The sequence below is a fragment of the Bacillus cereus group sp. BfR-BA-01350 genome, from assembly GCF_022663775.1.
Classification (GTDB): domain Bacteria; phylum Bacillota; class Bacilli; order Bacillales; family Bacillaceae_G; genus Bacillus_A; species Bacillus_A paranthracis.
In genome coordinates, this window is record NZ_JAKUGD010000004.1 from 199,817 (window position 1) to 226,091 (window position 26,275).

A 26,275-nucleotide genomic window follows, 5' to 3' on the forward strand; every position below is an offset into this window, starting at 1 on the left:
ATGGTACAATTAAAGTTATGGAGGGATAATATGATGGTTTACTACGGAACACTGTTTCTTATACTCGGTATTGCAGTATTTCTGTTTATTATGGCTGGGTCACGAAAAATTAGAAATAAAAATCTTTCATTCGTATTGATCGCTTTAGGGATAAATATACTTGTAAGCCCAATGGCACTTTTTATAGGTGGGATGGCAACGGATTCTCCATATAGTACTGCACTTGATTTTTGGAAAGGATTTTTCTTTATTCAAGGAATACCTCTTTTCTTACTACTTATAACTTTCGTTTGGTGGCTTATTCGCCCGCCAAAAGTAATAGCTCCAACGAGTATTGAAAAAGACCTTGAACAAAATAGTAAAAGCACTAAGAAAAAAAGGACACGAGGTCGTCCAATTACTGCCTTACGTATTGTAATTCCAATTATTTTAGTAGTAGGCTGTTTGTCTTACATTTTGTATTTACAGGACATTACACTTAAAAAAAGTCATTCTCCAAATAATAAAAATACGATTAAAGTAGTGAAAATAGATTCAGACTCTTCTCATGGTTCCTCTCCCGTCAGAATTAAATACGGCTTATGGGAACATTTTGACATAAGTATTGCAAATGAGGGAGAACGTCTCGATTCCTCAAACGTTTTCGTAGATTGGAAAAACGATTATGAAGCAACAATAACACTACGAGGCAAAGAATCCGTACCTGAAGTTGTGGAATTTAATGTATCAAATAAATCTAATGGTCCTGTTTTTAAGAAGGTACAAAAAGTGGTCAGTTCCTTTACCTTTCAAAAAAGTGAATCTCCAAATTTAATAAATATTATCGAGCTTAGAGAAACAATAAAATCAAAAGGACCAAGTCCCAGTTCAACTGTAAGAATCTATTATGGGAAAAGAGGTAGCATTTTAGAAAAATATAAAGAGGTCACTCTTAAGGAAATGTATACGACAGACAACTTCAATATCAATTGGAGAAACGATGAACAAGTACAGGTAGAAGTAATAGAGGAAAATGTAGTAACAACTAGCATCGTGATTGATTTGTCAAAATGAATTTATTTTTCACATGTTATAACTGTGTTCTATCCGGCACACGAGAGATACATAGCATTTATAAATGAATAGATTTACAGACATGATGAACCGCCCCTTTCTTTACAATACATTTACATTACCTTAACATTGTTTACATTATTTATATGATATATTTATATAGAATCTACTTAATAAATTTCATGTACATTGTTATCTTTATAATCTCTGATTTAATTGATAAGAGATTATGTTATATTTTTTATACCAGGGGTGAATGAGGATGACTGAAACTTTAAAAACACTTATTATGCTTGATGCTACTTACGTTGTTATCGCAATTATGACGGTACTGGTATTTGTATACTTGGAATTAAAATCTCAGTAACGTATGCGGACTTCGCATTTAAATATAGTTAGAAGAAAGCGAGGAGAAAATTGTTTCTCCTCGCTTTTTTTATTTCAACAAATCCAATGTATGTAAAAGTAATCCTCTATCCCCTACTTCTCCATGACCAGGCACTACTAAATTTATATTTCCATATCGCTTCAGCACATTTTCAATCGATGTGGACCATTCATTTACATAAGCATCAGCAACGTTTCCTAAATCTTTCGAGGACGCAGATTTAACTAAACAGCCTCCAGCTAAAATTTGATATTGTGGCAACCAGACAACAATATTATCTTCTGTATGTCCCTTTCCTGGATAAAATGTTTCTATTTTCATATTTCCAAACTTCAAATTTGTAACGGTTTGTAAGTCTCCAAGTGGTTCTTCATATCCATTTTTCTTTGCTAATTCCGCAGTTAACGCTGTACTATGCGCTTTAATGCCTCTTTCTTTCAATGTTTTCATTCCACCAATTCGATCAGCGTGTGCATGTGTAATAATGACATCTGTTACGCGCTTCTTAAATTTCTTTTCTACTCCTAATGTCAAAATCTTAGTTCCTATCATTATAATTGGACACGTTATAATCGCTGCTTATGTAAACACACGTATGGTGCATTGAAAAAAGATCACCCACATGGATGATCTTTTTTATAATTTATCAACATATTGCTTTGCTTCTAGTAAAGAAAAGCCAAAAGCTTCTCTTACTCTCTTAACTGCTGTAACTGTTTTTCCTTCTTCCATAAGCTGACGCAACTCTTTATTAATCTCAGGTTCTCTATCTATAATTCCCATTTCTTTCGTAATTAGCTGTAATCTATCTTCCATCCTCTTTAAACGTGCATCCGTCTTCTTTTCAATTTTATTTAACTTTTCAACGATATAAATAAACCCAAAGATCGCTATCGGTATGATCATCCAAAATTCCATGACTATTCCTCCTCATTAGCTTTCATTTGTTTTATTTAACTAACTTATGTAAATTTTACCACGAAACACATTTAATGTATAATAGTAATATACAACACTGTTGATAAACCTTTTATTTCAGGGGGACACTTAATGAAAAGATTTTTAAATACGCTACTACAATTTGTAGTTCTTTCAATTGCACTACATGTATTATTTGATATCGTTGGCTGGCTTGTTTTCAATGCTCCAATTCAAAACAAAGTAAGTATTATTTCCTTACTAACAGCCACATGGCTTATGTACATGTACCGAGACAAATTTTTTAAAGCATTCACTTCGAATTAACTAAAAAAACTTCATCGATAAAAGATGAAGTTTTTTCTTTTCTATCATTCTCTCTATTAAATACCATATAATAGAACTAATATTCTGTCTCTTATAAGAAAGGAGTCACTATGAAATTAAAAAGTAACAATATATACGAGAAAATGAACCAATATTCCGTTGCATGTTTAAGTCTTGCCGTTATACGCAACAGCAAACTAGACGAAGCGATTGCTTTCGGAACACTTGAATCCGGAACAACTAGAACGGTAACTACGAATTCTATATTCAATTCTTGCTCAATTAGTAAATTCATCACTACAATGCTCGTAATGACATTGTCAGATCAAGAAATCGTGCATTTAGATGAAGACATAAATGATAGACTCACATCTTGGAACATACCTACCAATCTACTTACCTCACAGAAAAAAGTCACATTGCGAAACTTATTAAGTCATCAATCTGGAATTATTGATCCTCCTAATAGTTTTGAACATTATACACTTGCACATGGGCAACCAAACATGTCTGAACTCCTTGCCGGTAAAACACCATATTGCCCAGTACCGATAGAAGTAACTTATAAACCAGAAAGCGAATTTCACTACTCGGATGCAAACTTTTGTATAATCGAAATACTACTTGAAGATATAACTGGAAAGCCATTCAACCTTTTACTAGAAGAATATATATTTCAACCACTGCAAATGAAGAATAGTACAATCTTCTCTCCTGAAGACATAGATAAAACCGATGCTTTTGCTTGCGGACATAATAAAGATGGCACCGTTACAAATGAGAAGTATCCATTTTATCCATTCGCAGCTGCTTCAGGTATTTGGACAACACCAACTGACTTATCAACTTTAGTAATTGAAATCATTCATTCCTTACAAGGAAAAGGCAAACTAAAACTTTCTCAAAAAACAGTTCAAGATATGATTTCTCCTCAAGGTTGCTCAAAATGGACTGGCTTAGGTGTTTTTCTAGATGATTCGAATGAAGACTTACAAATTTATTCACTCGGATGGGGCGTTGGATTTCAATGTATGATGATATGCTATCCATACCGAGGTAATGGCGCTATTATAATGACGAACGCTGACTTAGGTGTTCATCAAATGGAAGGGATTATTGGTGACGTTTTAAAAACGTTATCCTTATAATGAAAAGAAAGAAGCTGTTCCTTTCAGCTTCTTTCTTATATAACATTTTTCGCAACAATTTTTATCTGTTCCGGTGCGATAATCTCCGTTATACTTTCTTGGAAATCTTCCCGCAACATTTCTTCAATATGTTCTAGCTGCACTTCAACATGTGTGCATTCTAAATTATGTATATTTAATAATGCATAATGATCTTTTTTCTTTATTACTAAATATTGATTTTCTTCTGTTACAAGTACAGAACCTAATCGTACTCCTAGTAGGCGTTGATCATCAAACTTCACAATCGCTTCCCCTTTCTACTTTAAAAATGTAAAGGCTATAAAAACCCAATTAAAGGAAATAATTCCTATATAGACTATATCACACTTTAGTAAAATATAAATATCATATTTCCTTTTACTAAAAACCCTTATTCTTTTATATATTTCGATACAAAAAACTTTCTCAACATAAAATTAGAATTTTCAGTTTTTATTCTTTTGAAAGTCTATTATAATAAAGTTAATAAATGTTTGACCTCTCCTAATTCATGTACATATGGATGATCAGTAGTCGCTGCTACTGATCTATTTTTTTGATTTCAGAAAGTAAATACGCCGCATCCTTTCCTACACCACAAATAAGTGCAGAACCCCTTTGAGATTGCCATGGCAAGCCGATATAATATAATCCTCTTACTGGACTTATTCCCTTTATATGATTAGGCAATCCATTCTCATTTACCGCCTTTTCTATTTCAATCCAATTATAATTCTGAATAAAACCTGTTGACCATATAATACTCCCTGCACTATACGTGCTACCATTTTGAAACATAATGCTATCTTCTGATGCACCCACCACTTTTCCCTCTAGTTTAATTGCTCCACTACGAATAAGTTCCTTACCTTCAAATCCAAAAATGGGATCCTTTCTTTTCTGAAACCATTTTCCCCTCTTTGTATTTACTTCAGCGTACAATAAACCCAATTTGTCTAACCAATTGAAAATACTTTTTCTAAAAAGATGTAATGGTAAAAACGTTAAAGGATGACTAATAGACATTGTAACTTCATGAGTCTTTGCAAATTCTACTGCAATTTGCATACCTGAATTCCCGCCACCTACTACTAGTACTTTCCCCTGTGGAATTTGCGATGGTGATTTATATTGTGATGAATGTATTTGAAAAACATGTGATGATAGATTTGCTGAAACTGAGGGAATAAATGGTTGCTGAAAACCACCTGTTGCGATAATAACTTTTTTCGTTTGTAGAATTTCTGTAGGAGTATGTAATTCGAATATATCTTTTTCTTTATTTATTTTAAAAACTTCGGTTTGCAATTGAATCGGTAATTGAAAATGCCTTGCATATTCTTCTAAATATGTTGCAATTTCATCTTTATATGGAAATTCATTTTTTTCATCTATTAACGCCATACCTGGTAAACTACTGTAAGACCGCGGAGTAAAAAGCTGTAAAGAATCATATCGATTTCTCCATGAATCACCAACTCGGTTTCCTGCCTCAAGTAATAAAAAATTATACCCTTCTTGTTTCAAGTAATATCCCATTGTTAATCCAGCTTGACCCGCTCCAATAATAATTAGGTCTTTCATTCTAATCCCTCCTCTTTTCAAATATATGAATACTTGTTCATATATTCATACGTTTCCATAATCATAACATTTTATTTTTATATAATTCAATATGTACTCAAAATAAAAAAGAGCAGTTTACCATAAAGTAAGCTCCCCTTCATTCTATCTTCCCAGTCTTTATCGCCTGTGCCCAATCATGCCTTTCAAGTTGAGTAGCTAACCGAGCAGCTTCTTCCCAATTATACGGAACTGAAATTTGTTCAATTATCCATTCTCCCAAAACCTCTTCTATCACTACATATTTTGCATGCGGAGTTCCTGATTCCATTTTATGCACAATGGGTAATTCATCTTTGTACGCTGGAAGTCCTACACTCCCCGGATTTATAACGATTTTTTCGTTTGCTAAATACACAACTCTAGGAATATGTGTATGACCACATACTATTATTTTTTGTTCTATATTTTGGAGTTGATCCATTATATTTTTTTCATTCTTTAATATCGCACCATTCTCGTCCATCTCCTCTAGTAAATACACCTCATCTGAAGTTGGTGTACCATGACAGCATAACATATCGTCTACAATAAATTGTGCAGAATGTTGTTTTAACCAATCTATATGATTTTTTGTTAATTGATTTTGTACAAAAGTTAGTGTAGCAGACTGCTGTTGTATAGGTTCCCAGAGCATGCGGTCACAATTGCCCTTAATATGTATCATCTCGTTATTCATTAATAATTCAATTGTCCCTAAAGGATCTAACGGCCCATACACACTATCTCCTAAATTTATTATCATTTCGACCTTGCGACGTTCCAAATCTTTTAATACTGCTTGTAAAGCGTGACTATTTCCATGAACATCTGAAATGATTGCTATTTTCATCTAAACCCCCACTTTACTATATTATTTATAAACATCTGCCGCCAATTCTCTCAAAACTTCCACGTTTACTACTTCAAAACAACCATCATTCTTCTTTATTATCTCTTTATCACAAAAAATATTTAATGTGCGCAATAAATGCCGATAACTTGTCCCTAACAATTCCGCTGTTTCCGTTAAATTCCCACTAAATACAATTCGATTCCCATGCTGCACAGCTCGTTCTCCCGCTGCTAACATGTAACTCGCAAGTCTGTTTTCAAGTGGATATAGCAAATTAATTGTACTATTTTTTGAAAGTCGGTTTAATTTATGAGCTAACGATCCACAAATACATCGTAAAAATTTCGCATCATGAAATAGTTGATTTCTCACTTTTCCTAAAGGCAAACCAACACAATATGAATCTGCCATTACTTGTACGTTTGAAGCCGTCTTTTGAGAATGAATTAACTCCACATCTCCTAACAGCTGCAAACTATCATAAAAGCATAATAATACAGATTTCCCGTTACTTAATGTATTAAACGCTTTTGCTTTTCCTTCAACGAAGAAAAACAAATAATCTATCTCTTCATTTTCTCTACAAATAAACTCATTCTTTTTAAAAAATATAAGTTCCATATACGGTTTCATATCATGACTAAAAAAGGAGTCAATGTTATTTTGTTTCATATACTCTGCTAATTTAATTGAATTACATATTTTCTTCATAGTCCCCCACCTTTACAACTCATCCCCATTGTAATCAAAATTTTCTTCCTCCACTATGACATATGTCATAGTAATACACAATTCCAGCATGATACAGTCATTACAAATATGAAATACAAAGGGGATATTACATTGTATAACTTTCTTTCTGTCTTTATTGGCGTGCTTATCGCCGTTATGCTTCCATTGAATGGGATTTTATCTGAGTTAATTGGCAAGTATACAGCAAGTGTTGTCATTCACTTTGTCGGTTTAATTGCAGTTATTTTCGTTTTAATCATAAACAAACATAAAATCCATTTTGATAAAAGTATTTCACTTTTTTTATATAGCGCTGGAGCGATTGGAGTATTCACTGTTCTTTTTAACAATATAAGCTTCTCCGTCCTTGGTGCCTCTATTACGATCGCATTAAGTTTACTCGGTCAATCCATTGCTTCCATCGTTATTGATCATTTCGGTTTATTAGGAATGAAAGTTGCAAAGTTTGAAAAGAAAAAACTAATTGGATTATGTTTCATCTCTTCTGGAATTATAATCATGACAATTTATTAATGGAGGCAAGAAAATGTTATATGTTACGATCGCTATTTTAGCTGGTGTTTCTATCGTCGTTGCTAGAATTATTAACGCGAATTTAGCAAAGAAAATTGGGAATTGGGAAGGCACGTTTTTTAATTATATTACTGGCTTATTTTTCTCTATGTTATTTTTAATTTTCAGTTCAGATTCAATGTATATTCCAATGCATACGTTACAATCCATACCTATCGCTGTATATTTAGGCGGATTAGTAGGCGTTATCGTTATTTCATTATCGAACTATATCACTCCTAAAATATCAGCATTTTATTTAACGTTACTCATCTTTATCGGACAGTTATTTGCAGGGACTATCATTGATTTCTTCCTGACAAATGAACTCTCAACTGGAAAAATTATCGGCGGTGTTTTCGTATTAATTGGGCTTACTTACAATTTACTCGTTGATCGCCCTCTTAAAACTGTTAAGAATAGCCACGTTCAACTATAATACTTTACGCTTACCTATCATATATTAATAGAAAAACTCTTCATACGAAGTAATAGAGAGGAGAATATTCTATTAAGAAAATTATTTTACTGCTTTGTAGCACATTGATTATTTGTGGAATCGTATGGTTTATAAACTCTGGAAAATCTATTCAAGATCTCTATACAGCAAATAAGCCCAAGAAAAAAGCTACTATTATTTCCACTCAAAGGGATTCAAATGAGCCCCCTGTCTTTTTAGGAAAACAGGAAATAAAAGATATACATGTCGAATCCATTAAAACAAAAAAAGATCTCTTCCTCACAAAAACAGATGAATTAAAAACGTTTATTAATAGTATGGATACCGCAAAAAAAGGAAAATTAACATTAGATGAAGAAGGATCAGATTTAATAGATTGTGATATGTGGATTACTTTCGAAGATGGAACTTATAAAAAATATTTCATATGGGTAGTTGATCATCACAGTAGCGAAGTGATGATTGCTCAGCAAGATACTCCTGATGATGTAAACCTCAAGTACTATCAATTAAATGAAGATAGCTCAAAAAAGGTTTATAACTTATTCAAAAAAATTATTTAACCGAAAAAGTCATGAGCACGTAAGCTCATGACTTTTTGCACTATATATATTCCGGGAACACTTTACAACCCTTTTCCTGCTCTATATCATGGCCAAAGAAAATAATTGGTTTCTCTTTCGCCACAACTTCTTTTAAACGTTTAATTGAAGATAAAGCTAATTCCGAATCAAATCCCGCAAACGGCACTTCATCTTCAAAATTCTCTTTCGTATAAGATGCATCAATCGTTAATAGTACAGGACCGTTTTTTTCCGTCTCAATTAATAATGACTGATGTCCTGGAGAATGTCCTGGTGTATACAATAACCGAACACCAGGTACCACTTCATAATCACCTTCAATAATTTTGTAGTTTAAATTTGGCAGATATGCTATTGTTTTTCCACTGTAATATTTCCGTTATGTGTGTTTAATTTAATTACATTTTCTCCTTTTCCAATAACCGTATTTCCATTATATTTATCAAGGATATTCGCTCTGCCATTGTCAACAGAAACATTAAATTGAACATTAGTTGGTTCTTTTTCAGTTTCAATATTAATTTTTCCATTGTGAGTCGTAAAATTGAGATTTCGATCCAGTTCATTCGTTTTCAGAGTAAGACTTCCATTTTTAGTTTGCCCCTCTATTTCACCTTCAACATGGTCTAGCATTATTCGTCCGTTGTTCGATTTCACATGAATATTTTGTGCCAATACATCTTTGAAATCCATAATTCCATTGTTTGTTTCCGCAATAATTTTTGGCGAATTGATTTCTCTTAATTCAACACGTCCATTGCTTGTATTGATATTAAAATTTGTTGCGTTTAGTTTTTTAGCAGAAACGTAGCCATTATTATTGGAAACTTTTAATGATTCATATTGTTTTTCAGGTAGATACACATTTAATGTTAATGGCGCCAACACTTCAGAAATATTAAAGTTGAACCAACTCTGTTGTTTTTCTTTATAAGAAATAAGAAGCGTTGAATCTTTCTCATCCGTAGCTAATGTTCTTTTTACGTTTGGATTAACCTCACCATCTAATTTTATTTTCACGTTACTACCTGTTGTAGGGTTGATGTTAACACGAACATTATTCGTATCGATAATGACGCTTGACACATTATTATTAATGACCTTTTCTTCTGAAATTGGTACCGCAGCAATTGAACGATAAGTGAATAAACTTCCGATAATACCAATAATGAAAATAATACCTGCAATGATTGAGAAACTCTTCTTATTTATCATGCTTCAAACCACCTTTTACTAGTGCTATATTGAACTTTAAATAACGAACAAATCCTTTCGTTGCTAGCTTCGTTAAAAATAACATAGCAATAACAATGAAATATCCAAGTCCACAAAGTGCTAAAGAAATGAAAAGATTAAATAACAAGAATGTATTTGGATGTATAATCGTATCAACTAAAACAAGTAATGGTGCACCTAAAAATGAGATACCTAGAACCCAACCTGAAAAAATCAATGCCGCTAATGTAATTGCAGGTGCAAGTACGATTAACAAATTGAAAAAACCTAATCCAATTACTGCCCAAATTGCACGAAAAACATTTCCTGTTGTTGCACTTGTTGTTACTTTCTCAATATGATAATCTGCTAATAACTCTTTGGCGATTTGAGCTGGAGAACCTAATGAAGCTACAATTTCTTCTTCACTTTTCCCTTCCTCTAATCCGAAAGTAAAATGTTCTTCATAATCTTTTAAAATATCTGCACGCTCTTTTTCAGATAATCTTTTTAGAGATGCATTTAATTGTTGTAAAAATTCATTTTTCGTCATTACTTACACCTTCTTTTATTAATTGATTGACACCTTGTGAGAACTCATTCCATTCCCTCAAAAGTTGGTACAAATACGTTCTACCTTTATCCGTCAGCGTATAATACTTCCTTGAGGGACCTTCTGAAGACTCCTGTAAATACGTTGTAAAATATTCTTCTTTAGTTAATCTACGCAATAGAGGATAAACAGACCCTTCTGATATTTCAATTCGATTGGAAATACTTCGAACTAATTCATACCCATAACGGTCTTGCTTATCAAGTAAGACAAGAACACAAAGTTCTAAAACTCCTTTTTTAAATTGTACATTCAATATTCATTCACCCTATTCTAATTGATGTTCACTACTATTTATTGTTCAGTACTGTTTTATAATAAGTAACCATAAGTATAATATAACACTTGGTATTGTTCATTGCAAGGTACACTGGAAAAATAAGTATAACTTTCATCCAACGCCTATAAAATCAAAACGATGGCGGATCCTCTCCAGTTACACGGTACTACATGATGCTGAAACAGGCCTTTTACAAAATAGAAGGGACTTAACTTTTTTACATAATGACACTCCACCTACTATAATAAAAGAGTAAATGACTCTTACTTTAATGGAGGGAATACAAATGAAAGCAATTGGTTTACATGAATACTTACCTATTGAAGAAGAAAACAGTTTAATTGATATGGAAGTTGAAAAACCTGTTGCCACAGGAAGAGATATACTCGTTAAAATTAACGCTATTTCCGTTAATCCAGTTGATACAAAAGTTCGATCTCCAAAAGAGAAAAAAGAAGATGTAGCGAAAATACTTGGCTGGGATGCGAGTGGTGTTGTTGTACAAACTGGCGAAAGTTGTACGTTATTTAAAGAAGGCGATGAAGTGTTTTACGCTGGAAGCATTACGAGACAAGGTACATATAGTGAATACCACCTCGTTGATGAAAGAATCGTTGGTAAAAAACCAAAAACGTTAAGTGATGCTGAATCTGCAGCACTTCCGTTAACAGCTATTACAGCTTGGGAAGGTTTATTCGAACGTTTAGGTATTGATTATAATAAGAAAGATACGAACTCCTTTAAAAACATTTTAATTATAGGCGGTGCTGGTGGTGTAGGTTCAATTGCCATTCAACTTGCGAAATGGGCCGGACTAAATGTTATCACAACTGCATCCCGCAATGAAACGATACACTGGGTTGAAAAATTCGGTGCCGATTATATCATTAACCATCACCAACCTTTACAAGAACAAATATTAGAGTTTGGGCTAAAAGATGTAGATTATATTTTCTGCCTAAACAATACAGATCAACATTGGCAAGCAATATGTGACCTCATTAAACCACAAGGAAAAATTTGCTCTATCGTAGAAAATGAACACCCTCTTGAGATGGGCATTTTAAAAAGTAAAAGTGCTACACTCGTTTGGGAATTTATGTTTACAAAAGCGATGTATGAAACTGGAGACATGATTACGCAACACGAACTATTAAATAAAGTAAGCGAACTACTAGATGAAGGCATTTTAAAGACTACTTTAAATGAAACATTCACACCAATTAACGCTGAAAATGTAAAAAAAGCACATGCCCTGCTTGAAAGCGGAAGTACAATTGGGAAGATCGTTTTAGAAAAGTTTTAATAACAAAAAGTCCGATTTCCAAATAAGAAATCGGACTTTTTACTATCTTTATTTACTTGAAATCTCTTGATCATTTTGAACGTCTAACGGAGTTCGCTTCCCTATTCCGAAAGCATAGAAACTAATTGTAACGATAGCTAAGAAAATAATACCTACAACTAGTGAAATGCGCGTATCATCGTTAAACCACATTCCGATTAATACCATAATTAAAAAGGCAATTGTTAAATAGTTTGTAACAGGAGCAAACGGCATTTTGAACGGATGATCTTTCATCTCTGCTCCCTTTTCTTTTCTAAAATTAATTTGGCTAATTAAAATGACAAACCATGGTACCATACCAGGAAGTACACTCGCACTATATACATATACGAATAAGTTTTTTGGTGCAATATAACTTAGAACTACACCGACCGCTAAACCGATAATTACGCCAACTGTACCGAATAAAGGTACACCATTTCCAGAAAGTTTCGTGAAATATTTCGGTGCTTGTCCATTTACACCTAACGTATATAGCATACGACCAGCACTATAAATACCACTATTACAACCAGACATTGCCGCTGTAATAACAACGAAGTTAATCAGTCCAGCTGCTGCCGTAATACCAACCTTCGCAAAAGTTGCTACAAACGGGCTACCAATTGTACTTAATTGATCCCATGGATATACAGTTACAATAACGAAAATCGCACCAATGTAGAAAATTAAAATACGCCAAATTGTACTTTGAATCGCTCTTGTAAGTGTCTTCTTCGGATCTTTCGCTTCACCAGCAGTAATACCAATTAATTCCACACCTTGATAGGCTCCAACTACAAGTGATAATGCAAAGAAGAATCCAGAAAAACCACCTGTAAAGAAACCGCCATTTGACCAAAGATTTGATATGCCAATCGCTTCTCCGCCGTTACCAATTCCAAAGAAAATAAGTCCAAATCCCGCAATAATCATTAATAGAATCGTAACAATTTTAATCATCGCAAACCAAAATTCAAATTCACCAAATGACTTAACAGAAATTAAGTTAGCTGCGCCAAGAATAACCATTGCAATTACACCTGGTATCCAAGCTGGTAAGTCAGGGAACCAATATTGCATATACGCCCCAACCGCGATAATCTCTGACATCCCAACGATAACCCACTGGAACCAGTTACTCCACGCTGTCATATAACCAGCTAGCGGATGAATATACTTATGACCGAATGTCGCAAATGAACCTGTACTTGGCTCCATATACAACATTTCTCCCATGGCACGCATGATGAAGAAGATAAAAATACCTGCAATTGCATAAGCAAGCATAACCGACGGACCTGTCCATTTAATCGTGCTGGCTGACCCCATAAACAAACCAACACCAATTGTTCCGCCTAAAGCTATCATTTGAATATGACGTGCTTCTAAACCTCTTTTCAATTCTTTGTTTGTCACTTCACTTCCCCCTCTTAGATGATTCATAGCCGCATTTTAAAACAAGATGCTTTCCCCTAATTCTTTTCGGCCCTGAAAATGATGAAGCAAACGTCATTTTACACTAGCTTTAAAGCTATCCTAAAATCGTTTTTATTGCTTCTTATAAAATTCTCAAAACCTTTCATCTTCCAATATTCTATAAATCTTAAAATTACTTACCTTATATTAATTCATTAATCTGAAAAATTCAATTATTTTTTCAATAAATTAATATGCATGATTACGTTTGAATTTCAACTGAATTAACAATAAAATACATCTATTCAATATGATTCCGGTATGAATATTATTACAGTATAAATAACCGAGGAGAGCATTTTTTCCTCGGTTTCACATCTCATGTACTTCAATCGTTATAGTTGATAACGTAATTTCCCACGCGTCCGATTCATATACCAACCAGAAATTTAATATATTAATAAACTACTAACTTTTTTAATCTAATTTTGAGGCAGAAATCTTACTGCCTCAAAACAGCGGGATAAAATATAAAAGGGTCTCATTTTTAATGAGACCCTTTTACCATTACATATTTAAATCGTTTTTGAAGTTTGTTTACCTAAAATAAACACTTTAGTAAACACTGTCATGATAACGACTATAGCTAGAAAATAAAGTGGCATCACTAGTAACGAGCCCGTATGCAGCTGACTCATTCCCCAAATTGTCATCGTTACAATTACATAGTACCCTAAGCTAAACAATGCACCTGCTGTACCAATAACATCTTGAAAATCTACTAATGCTAAACTTAAACAGTTAGGTAGCGCTACTCCGATTCCTAATAGCAATATAAACATCGCTACTAAAAATACAACCATATATATTACATTCGGATTTGATCCAACAAACGTAATAACAGATAAAAGGATAGCTCCTCCTGTCATTACGAGACAACCGATATATATAATTTTCTCTGGTTTATAAGTAGCAAGCAATCGTTTTGAAACTTTCGCTCCAATAATAGAAGCAGAAGCAACAACAATTCCTAAAAATCCATACATACTAGGCGATAATTGAAAGTATTCAATAAAGATAAACGGTGCTTCTGCATAATAGCTAAATAAAACACCATTTGCTCCTCCAACTAATAGCCCATACGTTACTACTTTCGGATTTGTAATTAACTTCTTTAAGACTGAAAACACATTTATTTTATTCGTTACTGAGTCCGTCTTTGTTTCTGGAAGAGAAACAAACGTATACAGAAAAATACCGATACTCATAACTACTAAACTTAAAAATACTATTTTAAATCCAAACATTTGATCAAGAAAGCCACCAATTAACGGTCCTATCGCTGGTGTAAAAGCAATAACTGCCGAAATTTGAGCAAACATAACGTGGCGCTTATGCCCTTCTACACTTTCACGTAGAATCGTTTGTGTCACAACTGATCCTGCACTTGCTCCAAACGCTTGAATAAAACGACTTACCAATAAAACTTCAATGGAATTTGCAATAAAGCATAAGAAACTCCCAACGCCATATACAACAATTCCAAATAACATCGCTGGGCGACGACCAATTATATCTGATAGCCATCCAATAAAAAATACACCTAAAGCAAATCCAGCAAAATACACACTAAGTGTTAACTGTACCTCATTATTACTTACATGTAACGCCTTTGAAATATCCGGTAAAGACGGTGTGTAGATTGTTTCACTAATTTGCGGAAATGCGACAAGAATAATCATTAACAAAAGTGATGGTACTGAGACTTTTTTCATTTTTCATACCCTCCTATAACTTTGAAAATCTCAGAAATAAAAAGACTTTCTTTAGCTACGGAACAGGAGGGGCCATTATAGAAATTCGATCATAAAACAACAAAGAAAACACCTCAATTACGTATGTTAATACTTATAGGAGGGTAATATTAACATTGATTTTTAAAATATACTTTTTCAATTATATTACATATTGTGTTTCTTTTTCTAGTACTCGGCCTTGGCAGATTTATTAAAGAGATAACTTGAAGTAACCACCTTTTTTATGGAATAATTAGAAATAGTTTGAATCAATAGATCTAATTATTAAACGATAGACTAGCATATTTCTAATTTCGCCAAGCTTACAAACAGGAGGCCTTTCGTAATGATTGAAATTTTAAGGACAATATTAAACTTCCTAATCTCTCTATTCTCAGGAGAATTACCAATTGTATATTATGTATGGATTATTACCCTATTCCTGATTCAAATAATCCAATCTACTCTGAACTACAACTTCTTTAACAAGAAAGACAATTTCAGCACTTATATATCGGAAGGATTACTTGCTTTTATTATTTTATTGTTTGGAGGAATATTAGTATCTAAGTTACTTGCTTACATAATAGACGACCCTACTATTAGTATGACGAATGTAACACATTATTTTGTTTCTCTTATCATATTAACTATATTTGTCGTAATAACCTGTATTAAAGACTTTATAGAGACATCTATAAAGAATAAAAATATATCTCTTTTTAGCTTGTTAGTAATTTCCTTACTAACAAGTATACTTTCATTCAAGTTTTTATCACCTTTAATTGAAGGTTCTTTTTCTCTTTCTAAATCTTTTATCACCACTTTAATCATTCTTGTAACTATATCAATCCCTCTATTAATTTCCTTAGAGGATAAGTATGCAGATGAAAAAGAAACGGAAAATGTATAGCTTCTTATTTACATAAAAGAAAGAGGGAGCTCCCCTCTTTCTTTTAAATCATCCCTTTTAATATCAATCCTAAAACTGACATTATTATCGTACTAATAATAATACGCAAAATCCAAGTTGTATTTGTACTTATTTTTTCTAATTGCTTATTAATTGTTGCTATGTCTTTCTCATTAATAGTGGTACGCGTTTCTAAAGCACGAATGTCTCTCATCATTTCTTTTTGCTCCGTCTTGAGACTGTCAATTTTAGCATAAACATCTTCCATATATTCACACCCTCTGTTCATCTTAATAGAAAAATCTATATATATTATGAGACAACCCTTTTACCGGTGAATACATTTCGTATATGTGCGCACCAAATTATTTGTACAATCTAATTATGTTTCCATGCTTCTATATTAAAATTAGCGTTAGGATAAATTAAATATAGAAAAGGAATCCCTTGTTTATGTAACAGCAAACAAGGTGCTCTCCAGCATACGAGAGCACCTAAGATAATTTCTATTGTTTTCATCACCATTTTCATGTTTACTAACTCAATATAGTCAGTATGATTTTATGAAGAGTCTACTTTGTTAGCTGCTTACTGTATACTAATAGTAATACGAAATAGTTCCATTGATAAACTCTCTAGAACAATAAATATACTGGCGGAAACAGACCTATACCCAATATTTTTTCCAGTAACATAAATGGTTATTTCTAATAAATGCGTTTGTATACCATTGTTTTCAAAAATTCCATCCTCAACCTTTACAATATCTGCTTCACAATCTACTTCTTTAAAAGTTTTCATTAATTTTCTTTCCAATAAACTACAATCAAAGTTCTCATCTTTTATTACAGCAAATTTAACCTTCATATCGATTTCCCCATTTTAAAAAAACTAAAATCATTAAATCGATATAAATATATATTATTTTATTAATTAATTCAAAATATATGTTTCTTATAAACCATTACTAAATTCCAGTTCTAAGGCTTTATATAAAAAAGAAAACAAATAAAGTGAAATTCTAATCATTAAGAGGGGTATCTATCCCCCACTAATTGTTTAGTTGAACTAACCAGACATTTACAAGATTAAAAAATTACTCTTTCAATCGCTAAACTAATTAATATATAATCCCCCTGTTTTCAGTGGCTCAAATTTTTTCATTTTTAATTCATGGATTCTGAGAACTTTTTGCTTTAATATTAATTAGTCGCTTCTTAAATTCTGTAATATTGGAAATAACTATATAGTGAAACAAATTAACTATTAGGAGTGCTATTGATGTTTGATATACTTCGTCTCTTAATTTTTTTTCTCATTGCTATCTTTTTATTTTTCTCCATAATAATGGAATTTAAAAAACCTCAAAAAAGTGTATTTTGGTTTTCGATTGAAGTCTTATCTCTTCTAGGAATTGTAATGCTTTTTAAAGATTTTTTATCAAAAATATAACTTAACCCACGAATAATCACGTGTTTCAAATACGATATCTTTATCTGTTGAACAACCTTATCTCTCCTTAAAAGCTCTTGTTTTCACCCTATTTCTTAACAAGAGTTCTAACCTTAAGTTGTCTTTTCTTTATAAAAAATAGCCTACCTATTTCTGTAGGCGGGCTATATCTTTATTACACCATACAAAAAGTATACTCTCTTCTCCACTCTAACTTTATGTAATGATATAGATTACAAATACACTATTATCTTTTCTATATTCTTATCATTGATTTTTCGTTCATAAATTCGTAACACATATATATAAGTTTTCATGCTAAAATTAGTTTATTCAAAAGAAATTATTCTTAATGAACCGATAATTTTTAATACCCTGTTTTAAAGCCTCGCCCCCCTGCGAGGCTTTTTCCTATTTAACTTGAATAGTAGTTATCAACCGTTACTATGCTGCTACACATTCCTATCTTTAGTTATTCAGCATCAGCACACGAAAATTTCTTTCCTGCATCATTTGATTTACAAATTTTATTTATCGATTTTTCGGTTATCTTTTCACTTTCACTAGAAACTTGATCTAAATCCATTCGAAATATTTGTTTTGGATTCTCTTTTGAATTCCCTTCAATATGAATTGTACGATCGAACATCTCAGCCGTGAAGCTGCTAGATGTAGTTATCATTTTCACTCCATTATTTTCACCTACATAGCGTTCAACTACTTTTTCAGCTTCTTTAAGTTGCTGAGATGTAGGATACGGGATCGATTCCGCTAAAGTGACTACACCTACTAAATAAGTAATATACAAACCACCTGCAATTAAGATAACTTTCTTTACTGTTTTATGAATCATGCTCTAACTTCCTTTTCTTATTTCATTATTAAAATATATAATTTTACTAATTTCTATCAATTTCTTTTTAATACATAACATTCGTTTTACATTTCATAAAAAGCAACTCTCTTACTAATTTTCAATTTGATAATACCATGTTGTTTATCGTTTTTCAATAAATAATTATTATATTACATTATTTATTTGCTGTTTTTGTTTAAAATAATGATAAAACCAAATAACTTTCTTATAAAATTCTTATTCTAGTAAGAAAGTAGCTAAAGCTCTCCTATCTTTTACAAAGGATGATGCTAATGTTGTTAATGGCACAAAAAAGCACCGTCACAAGTGACGGCGCTTTTTCTATGTAAGAGCTACTAGAAGGTTCCCTTCTAGTCTACTCCCATTTATAAGTCCAAAATTGTTCCAGTTGCAGCCATTTTAATGTTGCTGCATCTTTGTTTTTGATTTTTACATGCGTTTCTTCAAGCATCGCTTCTGTTTGCGAACGGTGCGCACCTAGTGCAGCTAATTTATGCTCGAATACTTCACTAATATTATTTACAACATCCGGCTCACCTAGTACAGCTTCGCGATTTTTCGTAATCGCAACCGCATGAATAACTGGACGTTCTTCTTTTGACATACGTGATACAGCGCGAACGACAGCGCGGCCAAATGCATCATGATCTGGATGTACGCCGTGCTCTGGATAAAATGTAATAATTCGAGATGGATTTACTTCTTGAATGATCGCTTCAATTTTATCTGCTACGAAATCAACATCTTCAAATTCTAACGTTTTATCATGGAAACCAAGCATTCTTAAGTCTTGAATCCCCATCGCTTCACATGCATCTTTCAATTCTTTTTTACGGATATTTGGAATCGTTTCACGGTTAGCGAACACGTTTTTTCCCATGTTACGTCCCATTTGTCCTAAAGTACCACACGCATACGTTACAGGTACTCCTTGATCTGTTAATAAGCGAATTGTTCCTCCCGCCGCAAATGCTTCATCATCTGGATGCGGAAATACAACAAGTACATGTCTCTCCATAAGTTTCCCTCCTTCTTACTTAAATGGCGTTAAGCTTAACTCAAGCGCTACTGCTAAACGGCCTTGATTATCATGCCCTGCTAGTAATAAACGATCTTTATCGTCTACTTCCCAGTGCGTAATACCTTCAGCATATACCCAGCCGTGATCCATCTTTAAACCAACTCGGTATGGGTTTGTTCCAGTTATTTTCCCGCGCTCAAAGCGAATAATTGCATTTCGAATGAATGCTCCAACTGTCATCATCTTTTCATTAAAGTGTGACGCGTACGCTCCGTTCGTCGTTTCTAAATGAATATATACATCTTTATTTACAAAACGTTCAATTTCATTTTGAATAAGAGAACTATCTTTTACTATTTCCATCGGAATTCACCTCTTTAAACCATTTTACGCAAAAATAATGTAAATTGCTATCTCTATATTAGAGGACAACGCCCACTTTTCCTAATAATTTGCACTGTGTTTCTTCATTTTTTTATATCATATTTGACACTCCCACGGCTAAAGCCGCAAGCTGACTAACGTCAATGGGATTCTTGCTACCAAAGGCGACGTCTATTTCTAGTATCGCTGACGTGCAAGATTGCGGTGTGCCATCACCACTCCGTATCCAGTGCATCTAGCAGATACGGCACTCGTTCTATTACCAAACGAGTCAGATTGTGAGTTCTCAAATGTGTTTTAGCGTCTTGTACTTGACGACTCAATACATTTTACGGAGCAGAAGAATTTGTTACTCCAACCTCATATGTATTCTGTTTTCAGAGAACAAGATTGTTTTAGAGACTTTTACTTGTCTGTTATGAAAATTATACCATTTCAAATACTTGATGTACAGAACATACTTTCGGTATTTTATCTGTACATCGCATTTGAACTCACTATCATCCACCCCTAAAGGGGGTACTATCGCACCGTAGTGGGCTTTCCTATTCGGAAAATCTGTAAAATCATCATTTTTTCCTTCACTTTGTTAAATAGTTTTCTTTCTTTTTTGAATTTGCTACAATATAAATTATGCAGAAGGATGCATGTTTACAATTGAATACATACTTTAAAGAAGGTGACATGATTGGAACAATCAGCACATGAAGTAGCAAATTGGCAATATTATTTTGCAATTGCCGTATTTTTAGTCACGTACGGATTTATTATTTCTGAGAAATTGAATCGTGCTGTAATTGCACTATTCGGTGCTGCTATTATGATTATTTTTGGAATTGTAGATTTACACGCTGCTTTCACATCACATATTCAATGGGAAACGATCACCCTCTTAATTGGGATGATGATTCTCGTACATATTACAAGTCAATCAGGCGTATTTGAATTTGTGGCTATTAAAGCAGCTAAGGCAGCTGGCGGCAAACCAATCCGCATTTTACTATTACTATCCCTATTAACCGCTGTCGGTTCTGCATTTTTGGACAACGTAACGACCGTCTTATTAATCGTACCTGTTACGCTATCCATTACACGTATTTTAAAAGTAAATCCTGTTCCTTATTTACTTTCAGAAGTACTATTTTCAAATATAGGCGGAACAGCAACATTAATCGGTGACCCACCGAATATTATGATTGGATCAGCAAATAAGCATTTAGACTTTAATGCCTTTTTACTTAACTTAGCTCCTATCGTAATTATTATTTCTATCGTGACACTTGGCATTATTTACTTCATGTATCGTAACAAACTAAAGACAACACCTGAGCAAATCGAAAAATTAATGGCATTAAATGAAAGAGATTATATTAAAGATCAAAGCCTCCTTTTAAAATCAATCACGATTTTGGGACTAACTATTTTAGGCTTTGTACTTCATTCGATTATTCACGTAGACGCTGCCGTTATCGCGATGACAGGCGCTACACTTCTTATGCTAATCGGCGTGAAAGAACATGATATTGAAGATGTATTTGCCCACGTTGAATGGGTAACTATTTTCTTCTTCGCTGGACTATTCGTTCTCGTTGGCGGATTAATTGATATCGGACTTATTTCTTCACTCGCAAAAGAAGTACTCGACGTAACAAACGGGGATATCGGTTTCGCTGCCGTACTTATATTATGGGTATCAGGCATCGCCTCTGCGACAATTGACAATATCCCATTTGTCGCAACGATGATCCCACTTATTCAAGATTTAGCTACAGGGCTCGGACTATCTGTCGATTCTCCGCAAATCGAAGTACTATGGTGGGCATTATCACTTGGAGCTTGCTTAGGAGGAAACGGAACGTTAATCGGAGCATCAGCAAACGTAGTCGTTGCTGGTATTGCAAAACGTGAAGGACATGCCTTCTCTTATATGGACTTCTTAAAAATTGGTTTGCCGTTAACAATCATTGCATTACTATTATCACATGCTTATATATATTTACGTTATTTAATGTAAAAGCTATAGTGCGTGAAATTATATCGACGATTTTTAAAATATATCGATCGTTTCTTTGAATATATCAACGATTTTCTAAGTATATCGACGATTCGACAGAGAATATCGATTTACCGACAAATAACGACAACAAAAAAGGTATGCAGCGCTAAACTGCATACCTTTTTTCGTTCACCAAAATATACCGATAATTGCTAACCCACCTAATATCATACCGCCAATTTGTCCGATAATTGTTGGTGATAATTGAACACCTTTTCGCACTTCAACAACCGGTCTTTCGTGCCTTAGTTGCTGCACTTCGCTTTGCAATTGATGTACACTTCCGTGCAATTCTTTAATTAACTCCTTTAATTCAGCGACCTCTTCATTTACTGGTTTTGCTTTTTCTAAGTTCATTTTGCATAACTCCTTATAAGTTCAATCAGTACATTGTAAATTTTCGCCAATTACCGTTTTATCTCCTGCATATTACACATATAAGAATGCATTTTTAATCTTGCAGCTCTATCCATTCATCCCGCAATATCCCCATAATGATACGATCAAAACACTTTCCATCTCTTTGAACCGCTTCTCTCATACAGCCTTCCATCTGAAAACCCATTTTTTTATACAACTCAATAGCAGCTTTGTTATAAGAAATAACATCCAGACCGACACGGTGTAAATTCAATTCATAGAAAGCATATTTTAAGATAAGGTGGATCGCTTCTCTTCCATATCCCTTCCCTCTATCATTTGCATTTCCTATACCAATTGCTAATAAACCCGTCCTGTTATTCCACTCTATGCCATGAATTGCAACAAAACCAATTAAGCGATCATCTTGAACTGTCCTCAACATGAAAGATACACTATTCGATCTCCGTCCCTTTAATAGCCCATCACTTACTATTTCTTGTAACGATTGTGGAAACGCTACATCTGTATCGACATTTCTTAAATACTCACTATCTTCTTGCCATTTAGCCATTACTTCAGCATCGTTTTCTCTCATAGCTGTTAATTTCATCGTTTTATTTTGAAAAAGTTTCATTGTCATTTCAAACTCCCCCTTTTTTAATAACGGGGATACTTATTTTAGCCTATTTATCCCCTTGTTCCATAAACTGCGTTATAAACGGGATACATACAATAAGCGCTGACATTGGCACATCTCCTCTACACGAAATTAACTTTATTGTATAATTTCCTGTTTATTCTAACAACAATAAAAAAGCCCTCCAAATTTAGAGGGCCTTTCCTAATAGCAAAACTATATTATTTCGTAAACATTTTCTCCGCTTCATCCATTGCCATTTTGTTACCTAAAGCAGAATAGTCAAGCCATGGCTGGTCATTGATAATATATACGTGTTTGCCTTTAACAGCTTTTAAGTCTTTCCAAATTGGTGTTTCTTGAAGTTGCTTAAATGCAGCTTTTGCCTTATCATCTCTGTTTACAACAACGAAAATAGCATCTGCATCAAAGTCAGGTAATACTTCTTGTGAAATGACTTCGAAAGGACGGTTTCCATCGATTTTCTCTACACCATTTGCAGGTTGTAATCCTAAGTCTTGGAATAAAATTGGTCCCATCGGTCTTTTCGTACTAAATACACGTAATTCTTTTGCAGTAACGCGAATTGCCATTACTTTTTCGTTATTACCTAGCTCTTTATCTATTAAACCTTTTACTCGTTTTGATTGCTCTTCGTAATCTTGAATATATTGATCCGCTTCTTTCTCACGGTTTACAAGTTTACCAACTTGTTTTAAATGGTCTCTCCACGTACCTTCATCTAAATTGAAAGTATGTGTTTTTGCAATTTTTTCGTATTTCGCTACATCTTTACCCGCGTATTTTTCATCCACATAAATGTCAGTAGGCTTTAATTGAAGTAATGCTTCCATATTCGGATCAGTTACAACACCAAGTTTTTTCGTATCTTTCAGTTGTTCTTTTGCATGTGGTAAGAAATCTTTTAAATCTCCACCAATTACAGAACCTACTGGTGTAATTCCTAATGCAAGTAAATCATTTGTTAAATGAATAGACATTGAAGCAATTTTTGGGTCATTACTTTTTTCCGTTTTTTTCGTTGCCTCTTCATTAGATTTCGTTTGACCACATGCTGCTAATACTAAAATACACATGATGCTAAATAAAATAGTAAGTTTCTTTTTCATATGTTCTCCTCTTTGAAGTATTTATTTTGTTTTTGTAAGTAAATAAAGAAAATACGGTGCTCCTAATGCGGCCACTACTACACCAGCTGGAATAGAATTTGGCTCAAATATAGAACGACCTATCGTATCTGCTAGTACTAAAATAATCATTCCGATAATACCAGCCAGTGGAAGGAAATGTTGATAGGTAGTACCTACTAACTTTCTTGCAATATGCGGAGCAACTAAACCGATAAAACCAATCCCTCCTGCCATTGATACACTCGCGCAAGATAATCCTACCGCTGTAGCTAAAAGGAATAACCGTTCTTTTTGAACAGAAACACCAAGTCCTGCTGCCACACTATCACCTAGTGACAATGCATTTAACGTTTTAGATTTTAGCCATGCATACGGAGTTAGTATGAAAATCCAAGGTAATAATGCAAGGACATGAATCCAATCCCTTCCCCACACGTTACCAACTAACCATCTGGAAGCGAATGTATATGTCTCATCATTTAACTTGAGAGAGAAAAATAACGAAATCGCACTAAATCCAGCTGAAATAGCAATACCAACGAGAATAAGTCTAATAGGAAGTAGACCTTGTGACCGATCATTCGCAAGTATAATAATTAAAAATGCAGCTAGCACTCCCCCGCCAAATGTAAATAACGGTATTAAAATCGATGCATTCTCATTAATAGAATGAAAGAAAGTAACGAATATAATTAGCCCGAAAGATGCACCTGAATGCAATCCAAGAATACCAGGATCGGCCAACGCATTCCTTGATAACCCTTGCAAAATTGCACCGGAAATCCCAAGGCCAATACCAGCTAACATTGTGATTATAATTCTTGGCATACGATAATCGTATAGCACGGTTGCACTCTCAAAATCACCATAACCGAAAAGCGTTTGAATTACTTTGAGCGGTGCAATGCTAAGTGTCCCCGTATTTAAGCTAAGCAAAATGACAGCGATACCAATACAACCAAATATTGTAGTTACAGTAATAACTCTCTTCTTATCTGTGTTTAAAATCTTCTTCACTTACAACTCCCTCCCAACTTTACGTGCTATATAGAGGAAAAACGGAACTCCAATGAGAGCTACCATAATCCCTATCGCAAGTTCTTTAGGAGGGTTTACTGTTCTTGCCCCTAGGTCAGCTAAAACTAATAACATAGCTCCTAATAATGCTGACATAGGAATAATGAGTCGATAATTCACACCAACTATTTTTCTAGCAATATGCGGGATAACGAGTCCTACAAATCCAATAGAACCAACAGCTGAAACAGAAACACCTGCTAGAATAACTACTATAATCATTCCAAGTATCCTCGTTCGATTCGTTTTCACACCTAAATTCGTAGCAACATCATCCCCCATTGATATGAGTGAAATAGACCGCCCTAACACTGTCGCAAAAACAATCGTTATAAAAATAATAGGAACTAAAAATTTCAAGTGTTCCCACTTAACTCCTGCAACACCACCAGCGTACCAAAACGCTAAATCTTGACTTAAGTCATAATAAATTGCAACACCTGAACTTAATGAATGTAAAAGTGCTGCCATAACTGCCCCAGCGATCGTTAACCTCATCGGTGTTAATCCGCCTGCTGTTGCTGATCCGATAATAAAAATGAGTACTGTACTTAAAACCGCTCCAATAAAGGAAACAACCATCAAAGAGGAATACGGCATATGCGGGAAAAAGGCAAAACTAAGTGCTACTACAAACATCGCACCTGCATTTATGCCAAGCACACCTGCATCAGCTAAAGGATTTCGTGTTACTCCTTGCATAACAGCGCCAGCTACTGCAAAAGCCGCTCCTACAACTGCTGCGCCAATTACCCTTGGGAGCCTTAATTCGTAAATGATTTGATGCTGTGTTAATTTCGGATTGTAATCAAAAACCGCTGCCCACACCGTTTGCAAATGAATATCCTTTGCACCAAATGCAACGGCCAAAAATATAGATCCAATTAAACATATAATTGTTAAGCTCATAAAACATATAAACTTAAGATGCATCCAGCGGTTATTGCCAGCACGTATAGTAGACTTATGTAACATGTTTCATTTCATCCTTTATATCCAGTTGTTTTTTATAATTATTTTTTATTTATAATT

The 26,275-nt window shown here is 33.8% G+C and carries 29 protein-coding genes and 3 pseudogenes; 10 read left to right on the plus strand and 22 right to left on the minus strand.

The window, feature by feature from the left end; all coding sequences use genetic code 11:
- Positions 1–1,053: an MFS transporter gene (locus MR147_RS11630; protein ID WP_242304235.1), complete on the plus strand. Its 1,053-nt coding sequence runs from the start codon at positions 1–3 to the stop codon at positions 1,051–1,053.
- A 436-nt stretch (positions 1,054–1,489) separates the two neighbouring features.
- On the opposite strand, the pseudogene bla reads toward MR147_RS11630, so the two are convergent.
- Positions 1,490–1,966 (minus strand): annotated as a pseudogene (gene bla / locus MR147_RS11635) (subclass B1 metallo-beta-lactamase); the annotation flags it as partial.
- Between bla and MR147_RS11640 the strand changes: the two are divergent.
- Positions 1,956–2,048: pseudogene (locus MR147_RS11640) on the plus strand (DUF3784 domain-containing protein); the annotation flags it as partial. The pseudogenes bla and MR147_RS11640 overlap by 11 nt on opposite strands.
- Before the next feature lie 29 nt (positions 2,049–2,077).
- On the opposite strand, the gene MR147_RS11645 reads toward MR147_RS11640, so the two are convergent.
- The gene (locus MR147_RS11645) at positions 2,078–2,359 is read right to left on the minus strand and encodes a hypothetical protein (RefSeq protein WP_000397699.1); all 282 of its coding nucleotides are present in this window, start codon (positions 2,357–2,359) and stop codon (positions 2,078–2,080) included.
- Between the two features lie 132 nt (positions 2,360–2,491).
- On the opposite strand from MR147_RS11645, the gene MR147_RS11650 reads away from it, so the two are divergent.
- Together MR147_RS11650 and MR147_RS11655 are read left to right on the plus strand one after the other, a co-directional pair.
- Positions 2,492–2,686: a hypothetical protein gene (locus MR147_RS11650; RefSeq protein WP_242304237.1), complete on the plus strand. Its 195-nt coding sequence runs from the start codon at positions 2,492–2,494 to the stop codon at positions 2,684–2,686.
- Between the two features lie 110 nt (positions 2,687–2,796).
- Complete coding sequence (locus tag MR147_RS11655) at positions 2,797–3,834, plus strand: serine hydrolase domain-containing protein (protein WP_242304238.1); 1,038 nt, start codon at positions 2,797–2,799, stop codon at positions 3,832–3,834.
- A 35-nt stretch (positions 3,835–3,869) separates the two neighbouring features.
- On the opposite strand, the gene MR147_RS11660 is transcribed toward MR147_RS11655, so the two are convergent.
- The 4 genes from MR147_RS11660 to yeiL form a co-directional block, all read right to left on the minus strand.
- Positions 3,870–4,118, minus strand: a complete 249-nt coding sequence (locus tag MR147_RS11660; protein WP_074606768.1) for a hypothetical protein — start codon at positions 4,116–4,118, stop codon at positions 3,870–3,872.
- Positions 4,119–4,395: 277 nt separating this feature from the next.
- On the minus strand, positions 4,396–5,439 hold the full coding sequence (locus MR147_RS11665) for a flavin-containing monooxygenase (RefSeq protein WP_242304240.1): 1,044 nt from the start codon (positions 5,437–5,439) through the stop codon (positions 4,396–4,398).
- Between the two features lie 139 nt (positions 5,440–5,578).
- Positions 5,579–6,310: a metallophosphoesterase family protein gene (locus tag MR147_RS11670; RefSeq protein ID WP_074606772.1), complete on the minus strand. Its 732-nt coding sequence runs from the start codon at positions 6,308–6,310 to the stop codon at positions 5,579–5,581.
- Positions 6,311–6,331: 21 nt separating this feature from the next.
- Positions 6,332–7,024: a transcriptional regulator YeiL gene (gene yeiL, locus MR147_RS11675; protein WP_242304242.1), complete on the minus strand. Its 693-nt coding sequence runs from the start codon at positions 7,022–7,024 to the stop codon at positions 6,332–6,334.
- 108 nt (positions 7,025–7,132) lie between these two features.
- Between yeiL and MR147_RS11680 the strand changes: the two genes are divergently transcribed.
- The 3 genes from MR147_RS11680 to MR147_RS11690 all read left to right on the plus strand — a co-directional run bounded on the left by MR147_RS11680 (position 7,133) and on the right by MR147_RS11690 (position 8,641).
- A complete protein-coding gene (locus tag MR147_RS11680; protein WP_061130361.1) occupies positions 7,133–7,579 on the plus strand; it encodes a DMT family transporter in 447 nt (148 codons plus the stop codon).
- Positions 7,580–7,592: 13 nt separating this feature from the next.
- Entirely contained in the window at positions 7,593–8,057 is a 465-nt protein-coding gene (locus MR147_RS11685) for a DMT family transporter (protein ID WP_070806591.1), read from the plus strand.
- Between the two features lie 89 nt (positions 8,058–8,146).
- A complete protein-coding gene (locus MR147_RS11690; RefSeq protein WP_242304372.1) occupies positions 8,147–8,641 on the plus strand; it encodes a hypothetical protein in 495 nt (164 codons plus the stop codon).
- Between the two features lie 40 nt (positions 8,642–8,681).
- Here the strand turns inward: MR147_RS11690 and MR147_RS11695 are convergent.
- From MR147_RS11695 to MR147_RS11710, 4 genes and pseudogenes are all read right to left on the minus strand, one after another.
- Positions 8,682–9,008: pseudogene (locus tag MR147_RS11695) on the minus strand (MBL fold metallo-hydrolase); the annotation flags it as partial.
- A gap of 5 nt (positions 9,009–9,013) precedes the next feature.
- Entirely contained in the window at positions 9,014–9,877 is an 864-nt protein-coding gene (locus tag MR147_RS11700) for a DUF4097 family beta strand repeat-containing protein (RefSeq protein ID WP_074606779.1), read from the minus strand.
- The gene (locus MR147_RS11705; RefSeq protein ID WP_242304244.1) at positions 9,867–10,430 is read right to left on the minus strand and encodes an HAAS signaling domain-containing protein; all 564 of its coding nucleotides are present in this window, start codon (positions 10,428–10,430) and stop codon (positions 9,867–9,869) included. Before MR147_RS11705 ends, MR147_RS11700 begins: the two co-directional genes overlap by 11 nt.
- Positions 10,417–10,746, minus strand: coding sequence for a PadR family transcriptional regulator (locus MR147_RS11710; protein ID WP_001102641.1), 330 nt, complete (start codon positions 10,744–10,746; stop codon positions 10,417–10,419). Before MR147_RS11710 ends, MR147_RS11705 begins: the two co-directional genes overlap by 14 nt.
- Before the next feature lie 310 nt (positions 10,747–11,056).
- On the opposite strand from MR147_RS11710, the gene MR147_RS11715 reads away from it, so the two are divergent.
- Positions 11,057–12,076, plus strand: a complete 1,020-nt coding sequence (locus MR147_RS11715; protein ID WP_242304246.1) for a zinc-binding alcohol dehydrogenase family protein — start codon at positions 11,057–11,059, stop codon at positions 12,074–12,076.
- Between the two features lie 48 nt (positions 12,077–12,124).
- Here MR147_RS11715 and MR147_RS11720 read toward each other — a convergent pair whose 3' ends face one another.
- Together MR147_RS11720 and MR147_RS11725 are read right to left on the minus strand one after the other, a co-directional pair.
- Positions 12,125–13,516: an amino acid permease gene (locus tag MR147_RS11720; RefSeq protein WP_242304248.1), complete on the minus strand. Its 1,392-nt coding sequence runs from the start codon at positions 13,514–13,516 to the stop codon at positions 12,125–12,127.
- A 575-nt stretch (positions 13,517–14,091) separates the two neighbouring features.
- Positions 14,092–15,291, minus strand: coding sequence for a multidrug effflux MFS transporter (locus tag MR147_RS11725; protein ID WP_242304250.1), 1,200 nt, complete (start codon positions 15,289–15,291; stop codon positions 14,092–14,094).
- Positions 15,292–15,658: 367 nt separating this feature from the next.
- Between MR147_RS11725 and MR147_RS11730 the strand changes: the two genes are divergently transcribed.
- The gene (locus tag MR147_RS11730) at positions 15,659–16,225 is read left to right on the plus strand and encodes a DUF5823 family protein (RefSeq protein ID WP_074606789.1); all 567 of its coding nucleotides are present in this window, start codon (positions 15,659–15,661) and stop codon (positions 16,223–16,225) included.
- A gap of 43 nt (positions 16,226–16,268) precedes the next feature.
- On the opposite strand, the gene MR147_RS11735 is transcribed toward MR147_RS11730, so the two are convergent.
- From MR147_RS11735 to MR147_RS11755, 5 genes are all read right to left on the minus strand, one after another.
- Entirely contained in the window at positions 16,269–16,493 is a 225-nt protein-coding gene (locus MR147_RS11735; protein WP_074606791.1) for a hemolysin XhlA family protein, read from the minus strand.
- Positions 16,494–16,813: 320 nt separating this feature from the next.
- A complete protein-coding gene (locus MR147_RS11740; protein ID WP_242304252.1) occupies positions 16,814–17,092 on the minus strand; it encodes a hypothetical protein in 279 nt (92 codons plus the stop codon).
- Positions 17,093–18,149: 1,057 nt separating this feature from the next.
- Positions 18,150–18,530: a hypothetical protein gene (locus MR147_RS11745; protein WP_074610837.1), complete on the minus strand. Its 381-nt coding sequence runs from the start codon at positions 18,528–18,530 to the stop codon at positions 18,150–18,152.
- Between the two features lie 379 nt (positions 18,531–18,909).
- Complete coding sequence (gene bshB2, locus MR147_RS11750; RefSeq protein WP_000439477.1) at positions 18,910–19,572, minus strand: bacillithiol biosynthesis deacetylase BshB2; 663 nt, start codon at positions 19,570–19,572, stop codon at positions 18,910–18,912.
- A 15-nt stretch (positions 19,573–19,587) separates the two neighbouring features.
- Positions 19,588–19,938, minus strand: a complete 351-nt coding sequence (locus tag MR147_RS11755) for a YojF family protein (protein WP_000407038.1) — start codon at positions 19,936–19,938, stop codon at positions 19,588–19,590.
- A gap of 709 nt (positions 19,939–20,647) precedes the next feature.
- Between MR147_RS11755 and MR147_RS11760 the strand changes: the two genes are divergently transcribed.
- Positions 20,648–21,973, plus strand: coding sequence for an ArsB/NhaD family transporter (locus MR147_RS11760; RefSeq protein WP_074610836.1), 1,326 nt, complete (start codon positions 20,648–20,650; stop codon positions 21,971–21,973).
- Between the two features lie 171 nt (positions 21,974–22,144).
- Here MR147_RS11760 and MR147_RS11765 read toward each other — a convergent pair whose 3' ends face one another.
- The 5 genes from MR147_RS11765 to MR147_RS11785 all read right to left on the minus strand — a co-directional run bounded on the left by MR147_RS11765 (position 22,145) and on the right by MR147_RS11785 (position 26,218).
- Positions 22,145–22,372, minus strand: a complete 228-nt coding sequence (locus MR147_RS11765) for a coiled-coil domain-containing protein (protein ID WP_001047303.1) — start codon at positions 22,370–22,372, stop codon at positions 22,145–22,147.
- Positions 22,373–22,466: 94 nt separating this feature from the next.
- Positions 22,467–23,018 carry a GNAT family N-acetyltransferase gene (locus MR147_RS11770; protein ID WP_074610833.1) on the minus strand — a complete coding sequence of 184 codons (552 nt, stop codon included), beginning with the start codon at positions 23,016–23,018 and terminating at the stop codon, positions 22,467–22,469.
- 218 nt (positions 23,019–23,236) lie between these two features.
- Positions 23,237–24,145 (minus strand): iron-hydroxamate ABC transporter substrate-binding protein, encoded by a 909-nt coding sequence (locus MR147_RS11775; RefSeq protein ID WP_000728195.1) that lies wholly within the window; start codon positions 24,143–24,145, stop codon positions 23,237–23,239.
- A gap of 21 nt (positions 24,146–24,166) precedes the next feature.
- Positions 24,167–25,183, minus strand: coding sequence for a FecCD family ABC transporter permease (locus MR147_RS11780; protein ID WP_074610831.1), 1,017 nt, complete (start codon positions 25,181–25,183; stop codon positions 24,167–24,169).
- The gene (locus MR147_RS11785; protein ID WP_074610829.1) at positions 25,184–26,218 is read right to left on the minus strand and encodes a FecCD family ABC transporter permease; all 1,035 of its coding nucleotides are present in this window, start codon (positions 26,216–26,218) and stop codon (positions 25,184–25,186) included.
- Positions 26,219–26,275: the final 57 nt, after the last annotated feature.

What these genes read in the sequence shown, in the direction of transcription:
- MR147_RS11630 (WP_242304235.1), top strand. Translation starts at nt 1, where the DNA reads ATGGTACAATTAAAGTTATGGAGGGATAATATGATGGTTTACTACGGA.
- MR147_RS11645 (WP_000397699.1), bottom strand. Translation starts at nt 2,359, where the DNA reads ATGGAATTTTGGATGATCATACCGATAGCGATCTTTGGGTTTATTTAT.
- MR147_RS11650 (WP_242304237.1), top strand. Translation starts at nt 2,492, where the DNA reads ATGAAAAGATTTTTAAATACGCTACTACAATTTGTAGTTCTTTCAATT.
- MR147_RS11655 (WP_242304238.1), top strand. Translation starts at nt 2,797, where the DNA reads ATGAAATTAAAAAGTAACAATATATACGAGAAAATGAACCAATATTCC.
- MR147_RS11665 (WP_242304240.1), bottom strand. Translation starts at nt 5,439, where the DNA reads ATGAAAGACCTAATTATTATTGGAGCGGGTCAAGCTGGATTAACAATG.
- MR147_RS11670 (WP_074606772.1), bottom strand. Translation starts at nt 6,310, where the DNA reads ATGAAAATAGCAATCATTTCAGATGTTCATGGAAATAGTCACGCTTTA.
- yeiL (WP_242304242.1), bottom strand. Translation starts at nt 7,024, where the DNA reads ATGAAGAAAATATGTAATTCAATTAAATTAGCAGAGTATATGAAACAA.
- MR147_RS11680 (WP_061130361.1), top strand. Translation starts at nt 7,133, where the DNA reads ATGAAATACAAAGGGGATATTACATTGTATAACTTTCTTTCTGTCTTT.
- MR147_RS11685 (WP_070806591.1), top strand. Translation starts at nt 7,593, where the DNA reads ATGTTATATGTTACGATCGCTATTTTAGCTGGTGTTTCTATCGTCGTT.
- MR147_RS11700 (WP_074606779.1), bottom strand. Translation starts at nt 9,877, where the DNA reads ATGATAAATAAGAAGAGTTTCTCAATCATTGCAGGTATTATTTTCATT.
- MR147_RS11705 (WP_242304244.1), bottom strand. Translation starts at nt 10,430, where the DNA reads ATGACGAAAAATGAATTTTTACAACAATTAAATGCATCTCTAAAAAGA.
- MR147_RS11715 (WP_242304246.1), top strand. Translation starts at nt 11,057, where the DNA reads ATGAAAGCAATTGGTTTACATGAATACTTACCTATTGAAGAAGAAAAC.
- MR147_RS11725 (WP_242304250.1), bottom strand. Translation starts at nt 15,291, where the DNA reads ATGAAAAAAGTCTCAGTACCATCACTTTTGTTAATGATTATTCTTGTC.
- MR147_RS11730 (WP_074606789.1), top strand. Translation starts at nt 15,659, where the DNA reads ATGATTGAAATTTTAAGGACAATATTAAACTTCCTAATCTCTCTATTC.
- MR147_RS11735 (WP_074606791.1), bottom strand. Translation starts at nt 16,493, where the DNA reads ATGGAAGATGTTTATGCTAAAATTGACAGTCTCAAGACGGAGCAAAAA.
- MR147_RS11740 (WP_242304252.1), bottom strand. Translation starts at nt 17,092, where the DNA reads ATGAAGGTTAAATTTGCTGTAATAAAAGATGAGAACTTTGATTGTAGT.
- MR147_RS11745 (WP_074610837.1), bottom strand. Translation starts at nt 18,530, where the DNA reads ATGATTCATAAAACAGTAAAGAAAGTTATCTTAATTGCAGGTGGTTTG.
- bshB2 (WP_000439477.1), bottom strand. Translation starts at nt 19,572, where the DNA reads ATGGAGAGACATGTACTTGTTGTATTTCCGCATCCAGATGATGAAGCA.
- MR147_RS11755 (WP_000407038.1), bottom strand. Translation starts at nt 19,938, where the DNA reads ATGGAAATAGTAAAAGATAGTTCTCTTATTCAAAATGAAATTGAACGT.
- MR147_RS11765 (WP_001047303.1), bottom strand. Translation starts at nt 22,372, where the DNA reads ATGAACTTAGAAAAAGCAAAACCAGTAAATGAAGAGGTCGCTGAATTA.
- MR147_RS11770 (WP_074610833.1), bottom strand. Translation starts at nt 23,018, where the DNA reads ATGACAATGAAACTTTTTCAAAATAAAACGATGAAATTAACAGCTATG.
- MR147_RS11775 (WP_000728195.1), bottom strand. Translation starts at nt 24,145, where the DNA reads ATGAAAAAGAAACTTACTATTTTATTTAGCATCATGTGTATTTTAGTA.
- MR147_RS11785 (WP_074610829.1), bottom strand. Translation starts at nt 26,218, where the DNA reads ATGTTACATAAGTCTACTATACGTGCTGGCAATAACCGCTGGATGCAT.